The organism is Paracoccus sp. MKU1, from assembly GCF_001447385.1.
GTDB lineage: Bacteria > Pseudomonadota > Alphaproteobacteria > Rhodobacterales > Rhodobacteraceae > Paracoccus.
In genome coordinates this window covers 1-6,942 of record NZ_LLWQ01000036.1, presented here as the reverse complement: position 1 = coordinate 6,942, position 6,942 = coordinate 1, and the positions used below count along the sequence as shown (strand labels likewise).

9 protein-coding genes are annotated in these 6,942 nt (G+C 66.4%); 7 read left to right on the top strand and 2 right to left on the bottom strand.

Going from position 1 to position 6,942, the window contains the following annotated elements; genetic code table 11:
• Positions 1-445, top strand: a 445-nt coding sequence (locus tag AQY21_RS02595) for a methyltransferase domain-containing protein (protein ID WP_152988078.1), incomplete at its 5' end; no start/stop codon positions are given.
• A 30-nt stretch (positions 446-475) separates the two neighbouring features.
• On the opposite strand, the gene AQY21_RS02590 is transcribed toward AQY21_RS02595, so the two are convergent.
• Both AQY21_RS02590 and AQY21_RS02585 read right to left on the bottom strand, forming a co-directional pair.
• Positions 476-1,288 (bottom strand): aminoglycoside phosphotransferase family protein, encoded by an 813-nt coding sequence (locus tag AQY21_RS02590; RefSeq protein WP_058096288.1) that lies wholly within the window; start codon positions 1,286-1,288, stop codon positions 476-478.
• Positions 1,289-1,388: 100 nt separating this feature from the next.
• Complete coding sequence (locus AQY21_RS02585; protein ID WP_058096287.1) at positions 1,389-2,066, bottom strand: YecA family protein; 678 nt, start codon at positions 2,064-2,066, stop codon at positions 1,389-1,391.
• Positions 2,067-2,499: 433 nt separating this feature from the next.
• On the opposite strand from AQY21_RS02585, the gene AQY21_RS02580 reads away from it, so the two are divergent.
• The 6 genes from AQY21_RS02580 to AQY21_RS02555 form a co-directional block, all read left to right on the top strand.
• Positions 2,500-2,916 carry a hypothetical protein gene (locus AQY21_RS02580; RefSeq protein ID WP_058096286.1) on the top strand — a complete coding sequence of 139 codons (417 nt, stop codon included), beginning with the start codon at positions 2,500-2,502 and terminating at the stop codon, positions 2,914-2,916.
• Between the two features lie 495 nt (positions 2,917-3,411).
• Complete coding sequence (locus AQY21_RS02575; RefSeq protein WP_058096285.1) at positions 3,412-4,089, top strand: DNA methyltransferase; 678 nt, start codon at positions 3,412-3,414, stop codon at positions 4,087-4,089.
• 80 nt (positions 4,090-4,169) lie between these two features.
• Positions 4,170-4,460 carry a hypothetical protein gene (locus AQY21_RS02570; protein ID WP_058096284.1) on the top strand — a complete coding sequence of 97 codons (291 nt, stop codon included), beginning with the start codon at positions 4,170-4,172 and terminating at the stop codon, positions 4,458-4,460.
• Between the two features lie 444 nt (positions 4,461-4,904).
• Positions 4,905-5,171: a YjhX family toxin gene (locus AQY21_RS02565; RefSeq protein WP_058096283.1), complete on the top strand. Its 267-nt coding sequence runs from the start codon at positions 4,905-4,907 to the stop codon at positions 5,169-5,171.
• 368 nt (positions 5,172-5,539) lie between these two features.
• On the top strand, positions 5,540-5,914 hold the full coding sequence (locus tag AQY21_RS02560) for a hypothetical protein (RefSeq protein ID WP_152988077.1): 375 nt from the start codon (positions 5,540-5,542) through the stop codon (positions 5,912-5,914).
• A gap of 768 nt (positions 5,915-6,682) precedes the next feature.
• A partial coding sequence (locus AQY21_RS02555; protein WP_152988076.1) for a single-stranded DNA-binding protein occupies positions 6,683-6,942 on the top strand: 260 nt, incomplete at its 3' end.

Below are 6,942 nucleotides of genomic sequence, written 5' to 3'. Positions count from 1 at the left end.
TCTGGACAGGCTCGACTTGCCCGAAGCGGCCTTCGATCTGGTCTACAGCGCCCTGACATTCCACTATGTCGCGGATTTCGACCGGCTGGTCCGCATGATCCACAAGGCGCTGGTGTCCGGCGGTGACCTGGTCTTCACCATCGAGCATCCGATCTATATGGCGGCGGCACACCCGCATTGGCTGCTGGACGAGGACGGCCGCAAGACCTGGCCGGTCAACGGCTACTCCCTCGAGGGCGAGCGCCGCACCGACTGGTTCGCCAGGGGCGTGCTGAAGCATCACCGAACGCTGGCCACGACGCTCAACACGCTGATCGGCGCGGGTTTCGCGCTGCGCCGGATCGAGGAGTTCGCGCCGACACAGCAACAGATTGAGGCCATGCGCGCGCTGGCCGAGGAACTGGAACGGCCGATGATGCTGCTGATCGCCGCGCAACGGGCGTGATCGCACGACTGGCGGGGGGCTCACCGCTGCTCACCGATCCAGCTCTGCCGCCGCCAGTTCGGCGACATGCAGATCGATCCTGGCCAGAGGGTCGCCGTCCTCCAGAAACCACGCCGCCGACAGGCCGGTCCAGGCCAGGATCCATTGCAGCAGGCGCCGCCGGTCCAGCCCCGCCGCCTCGGCGACCACCTTCAGACGACGCGCGAAACGGCCCGGCTCGGTGGCGACCGGCTGGCTGGGATCGCTCAGGTCCGGGTTGGTGAAGATATTGGCGAAATCGAAGCCGCGCTCGCCGAACAACCCGTGGGGATCGATGGCGCGCCAGCCGTGCGGCCGGAAATCCAGCACGTTGTCATGGTGCAGATCGCCATGCAGCACGGTGAGATCGCGCGGCTCGGCCAGCAGCGCCCGGGCGGTTTCCGCGCAGCGCAGAAGGATGCCGCCATGTCTTGCGGCTGCCGGCTCAAGGTCGCGGAACCACCGGGCCAAGGGCACCAGGTCGGGAAGGGCAGCAGGCCGGTCGGCGTGGAGTTTCGCGGCGGTGGCGCAGAGAATGCGGCAGGCCTCGTCGTCGCGCCCGTCGCGCGCCATGTCCGCCAGAGACCGCGAACCCGTGGCGCGTTCCATCAGCAGGGCGCTCTCGTCCTTCGCGAAGACCCGCGCCGCGCCGTCTCCGTTCCACCATTCCATCAGCCCGGCGCCGCGCTGCTGGTCCTCTTGCGACGACAGTTTCAGCATGGCGGGCCTGCCGCGCCACAGCACCGGGAACAGGGTGGCGGTCGGCGTGGTGATCGGGTCTCCGTTCGCGATCAGTCCCCAGCGCCGCGAATAGGGATCGAGCATCAGCATTCTCCGGGCCGCAGGGCACGCTGGCAATGCCGTGGGCCCGGAGTCAGGCAGATGCACGGTATGGCGGCCATCTCCTCCCGTCCCAGGAACCCCGTCAGTTCTTGCCGCAGCATTGCTTGTACTTGCGACCCGAACCGCAGGGGCAGGGATCGTTCCGGCCTGGACGTTTGCCTTGCGTGGGGGCGTGAGGGAGATTGCCGGGCTCCAGCACGACCCCCGGGCGCGAGACGAGCAGGATCGCAGCGACGCAATTAGGGATCAGATCCGGGGCATCCAGATCGATCTCGTCGATTTCCTCGTCGGTGAAGGTGCTGGTCCCTTCGTTGATGTCTTGCAGGGCCATGAGGAAGATCAGGGCCGAACGCGTCTCGTCATCGGCCTGTTCGAGCACCGCCTGCCAGGCCTCGGGCCGAAGGCGCATGGCGCGCGTGAAGCCGTCGACCCAGGGCTCCCAGAGCGTTTCGTCGCTGTTGGGATCCACCTCGTAGATCGGTTCGAGCCATGGGCTTCGCGCGATCTCCGAGGCAATGGCATTGTAATGCGCCATCACCGCCGAGATCGTCGCCTCCGCGGTCGCCAGGTCGGGGAACCGGGCATCGCCGGTTTCTCCCCAGACATGGGGAAGCCATTCTGAGGGTGGAATGAGATCTGGACAGGAGAGGATGCCGGTCACGTAGCCGTCGAGCTCGCTCAGGCTCATCGGATAGTTTTCCTGGGGCAGGGCCCACAGGAGTTCGTGGAGATGATCGAGATCCCGATCCGATCTGCCCATTGCGCTCCTCCCTCGTCCTGAAGGTTTGCCTATCCGTCCCAAGGTCGAATCGCAATGCGGCCATGGGCCACGCGTCGCCCGGTTCCGGCATGGATGCGGGCATGACGACCGCCTCGAAGCCGACCCAGACATCACTGCCGATCACGGTGTCCGCTGAGATCGAAGATCCGCTCATGCGGGACGGGTGAGCCGGCAGCCAACGGGGTGCCGCTGCGGATGAAGGGTCCGGCGACATGCCGCCGGCCAGTGACTGTTTTGGGCGTCTATCCGCATCATTTTCCCGATCACCGCCCATTCGCTTGACCCGCCAACGGGTCTTGGAAATGCTGTTTTTCGCAGCAACGGCGCAGTGAACCTTGGTCGCAGGCGGGGCGTATCATCTTCTGGCAGCCTGACGTGATCGATCCCTGAGCCCTTTGGTCCGGAGGTTTCCATGATCCTGATCCTGCTTGCCGTCATGCTCACCGCCGTCGCCTGCGTGATCGCCTGGTATCTGGCAATCTACGCGCTGCCGGTGATGGTCGCGGTCGAGACATTCCGTCTCATTCACGCGACGGAGACGGGGTTCCTGCTCTCGGCCTTCGCCGCAGCTACCGCAGCGCTGCTGTCGGTGGGGCTGGTTCTCACGGTGCTGTTCAAGGCGAAGAACCCGATCCTCTGCCTGCTGGCGCGGGCCGTCTTCGTGGCCCCGGCGATGATCGCCGGATATGCCGTCGTCCACGGCGTCACACATGGTGCCATCGACTCCGCCATCGCGCTGAAGCTGCTCTGCGGCAGCGCCGGGCTGATCACCGGCATCGCCGCACTGATGAACCTGAACGGTTTCGGGGAACTGGCGCCGCAGGCCTGATCTCGGGGGCTGATGCTGACGTCCATGAGGCGTTCACTGGATCGGCGTCGAGGATCAGTGCCTCCACGCAGCCCCGTTCAGCCGACACCGGCCATGTCGCTTTGATCCGATGTGATCCGCGCGCCGGGCGCGGATCGCGTCTGAGCATCAGCCGTGCAGGGGCCTCGACCGGGCCTTGCCCGGCTCACCCCCGGCCCGAAGGCTTTCCTGTCTCAAAGGTTTGTCCGCCACGCATCCGCCTGTCTGGCCGTCAAAGGGCAGGCGCCGCCTTGGGGCGTCGTCGGGGCGCAGGGCCGTGTCCTCGCCTGCGGCTGCGGGCCGCCCCGCCCCTGCGCCCCGACCCATGACCGCCAGCCATGCGGCCGCGGGTCGGGCTGCGCCCTCTCCGCTCTGCCTCCGGGGAAACATGCGTTTCCCGAAGTCAGACCGGTGAGGCGCGGCCCATCGGCGGATCAGGGCAAAGGCCCTCCGCCCCGAATCCGAAAGGACAGAGACATGACCGGCAAGATCAGCACCCCCCGCCACCTCGTCATCAATGCCGATTGCACCCTAGCGATGCAGGCGTTCGGCACCGGATCGGTGGACTTCATCCTGACCGATCCGCCCTATGTGACCCGCTTCCGCGACCGGCAGGGCCGCACCGTCGCCAATGACGACAACGCCCGCTGGCTGCGCCCGGCCTTCGCCCAGATGCACCGGGTGCTGAAGGATGGCGGTTTCTGCGTCAGCTTCTACGGCTGGAACAAGGTGGATCTGTTCGTGGAGGCCTGGAAGGCGGCGGGCTTCCGCATCGTCGGGCATCTGGTGTTCCGCAAGCGTTACGCCTCCTCGGCGCGGTTCCTGCGCTACGAGCACGAACAGGCCTATCTGCTGGCGAAGGGCGATCCGGTGCTGCCCGCCCGTCCGGTGCCGGATGTGCTGGACTTCCCCTATACCGGCAACAGGCTGCACCCGACCCAAAAACCGGTGGCGGCGCTGCGCAGGCTGATCGGGGCGTTTACCCAGCCCGGCGATCTGGTGCTGGACCCGTTCAGCGGCAGCGGCTCGACCCTGGCGGCGGCGCATCTGCTGGGCCGCGACTGGCTCGGGGTGGAACTGGACGTGGCGCATTACCAGACCGCGGGCAAGCGGATGGCGGCTTTGCAAGAGCGGGACCGGAAGGCGGCCGCATAGGCCACCATCCCCGCGACCAGAGGGCGCCGGTCATCGCGGCGGGCGCCACAATCCCACAGATTCAACGAAAGGATTACGACATGCGTTGGATCGTCACGAAGGACCATCACGGCGGTTGCATCGGACTGGGCGAGGATGCCGACGGCGTTCCCGCACGCGGCAAGCCGGAAGAAGGCGACGCCCTGCCGGTGGAGTTCCGGCTTTACACCGCGCGCGGCAGGCTGCTGTTCGAGGGCCGTTGCGGCGAAATCGCGGCCGACTGGTGGCACGGCATGGAGCCGCTGCTTTACGCCTGGACCACGTTTCGCTGCCGCCGCTTGACTTGGCGCCCGGTCGGGACGGGTGAACCGTGGCGGCCGCTGCGGCCATAGGCCAGACGCCAGCCCAGAACACCACGACCGCCGGTCCATCGGAGCGGCGGCCGTCCCGCGTGCGATCCACACCACACGCCCCGAAAAATCGCGCTCGCCGGGCGTGGCCCGGCTCGCGAAGACAAGGCGGAGAAATCGGCGGATGCGTTCATGGCTGACGCGACAGGCACGAACGGCGCGGCATGATCCGGACGGGCGGAGACCAACATATATCGGAGCCCGGCCGGATCATGCTGGCGGTATGGGGAAAGGCCGGTAGCCTCGGCTTGATCATGCACGAGGCGACAGCTAGGATCGCCGCATGAAACATACCTTCTTTCCAGCCGTATAAAGCCTCGTTTCACGCGCTGCGTGGATCGAGGCCGTCATCGTCCTGAGCTGCAAGCCATGGCTTGCATTCGTAGATGACAGTCCGGGCCCTGCCCGGGCGAACTGGTATGAATCATGAATATTTCCAGAAACGAGCGCAAGGTGCTTGAAATGCTGTCCTTCGGTGGCCGGGTGATGGTCGAGAAGGACGACGGCAAACGGCTGGTCTCGGCGGATTTCGTCAGCCGCGATGGCTGGTTTCTCGACGGGTTCGGCGTGACCGAGTTCGAGAACCTGCGCAGAAAGAAGCTGATCGCATCGCGGAACGGCGGACCCTATACGATCACCAAGGCAGGGGTTGCGGCGCTTTCCGTGGCAAGGAATGCGTCGAAGGCGAAATGACCAGGGGGCGCTGTCTGTAGTGGAGAGGGCAGCGCCATGCCGCTAATCTTGCAAGAAAATCCGGGCGAGCCCCCTGTGGGGGACGGCTCTAATCGCGCCCTGCGGGGCGCTCACCGAACCCGCAAGCGGTTTCGGCCGATGCCGGTGACGATCCTTCTCGCGGCGCCCGGTTGCCGACGCGGTTCGGATTACAGTTGGCCCTGCACGGGATTGCAGCGAAGCGGGAAGCCCGCTTGCGCCGCGCCCATCGGCCGACCTTCCGCCTTTCCGGGGCGGTGCCGTCGTGGCATATCCACCATAGTCGATGGTGGGTGCGGCCTCTTTTCCGCGCGGAGCCATGCCGATCGCCGGGCGAACGCGGCACAGGCATGAAACAAGGGGATGAGATGATGATAGGTCGAATCGCCGCCGGCGTTCTCGCCATCGTCGTTGCCTGCATATCCGGGTCGTATGCGCAGGACTTCAATCATGTCCCCGGTTGGGCGAATACGACGAATCATAAGTATAAAGGCGGTGCGGGCAGCGGGGAGTGGGCCGAGAAGGACGAGCTTTTCGGACTGTTGGGCGCTCTGGGCCCTGACGCGGAATGCACGCTGCGGAATCTGTCCGAGCAGGACGGCAACGTGATCGTCAACCGATACAGGCGCCAGCTGCGCAGAGCCGGAGAGCAATCCGCTTTGCAGCAAGCGCAGCGAGAACTGGCCGCCCACTATCAGCAACTCAACGCGCAGGGACGATGCTGAGGGGAGGCCCTCGCATCACGGACACGATCCAATGCGGGCACCCACGATCTGCCGCGCCCATGGAAAACCCGGCGGCTGGAACCACTGGGCCACGGGCCTTCCGCTCAGGTCGGAATGTCGTCTTCGTCGATGAAGCGGCCCTCGTCGTCGCTTTCGGTCCCGGCCAGCAACACCCTGCGTAGAAATCCACCTCGCCGCCGACCCCACAGCCATCCGACGCCCGCCTTCCGCATCCCGCCATTTCGTGTAGTCGATGCCCGCCGCGATGCGACCAGCTTCCTGCCGGCCCCGCAATATTGCCGGACGGTCTGGCCCAGAGCCGATGAAGCAGCTGCCATGCCATTCCGCGCCCCCGGCCCGACAGCCCGATCCTTCCCGCCCCGAACGACCCGGCCTTCCGGCGGCGGACGCAAGGATGACCAGCAAGGGGAAGCGAAGCGGCACCGCCGCGGGTGGCGCGGGTTTCCGGGGGCTTTCCCGACAGGACGGCACCGGCGAGGACGCCGCCGTTCTGCGATCTGTCCCCGTCTTGCCCCCCGGACGAACCAATCCCTCCGCCTGTCCGATCCCCTAACTCCGTGCGGTTTTCACCGGCAATCCCCAAGGCTCCGGACCGTGTTGCCGCGCAGGGCGCGGCTGCCCGCCCCACTCCGAAGCCTTGCGGGCAAGCTGCCGCCCAAGGGGCGTCAGTTGCAGGTGCCTCCCGACGGACTTTCCCGGGTCTCGTCGGAGGGAATGGTCCCTCCGGTGAAGCAACGGAGACAGACAATGCAGAACATCGTCATCCTCGCCGGCACCATCCGCCAGGCCCCCGAAACCCGCACCACCCGCAGCGGCACCGACGTCACCCGCTTCAGGCTGGTCACCGCGCGCCCGCGCTATTCGGAAGGCCGGGTCGTCCGCGACGAGAAGGGCTATCGGGTCGAGGACGCGGAATGGCACCGCGTCGTCGCCTTCAACGGCCTGGGCCGGACCATCCAGCAATATTGCGAATCCGGCACGAAGGTCCTGGTGCGCGGCCGCATCCA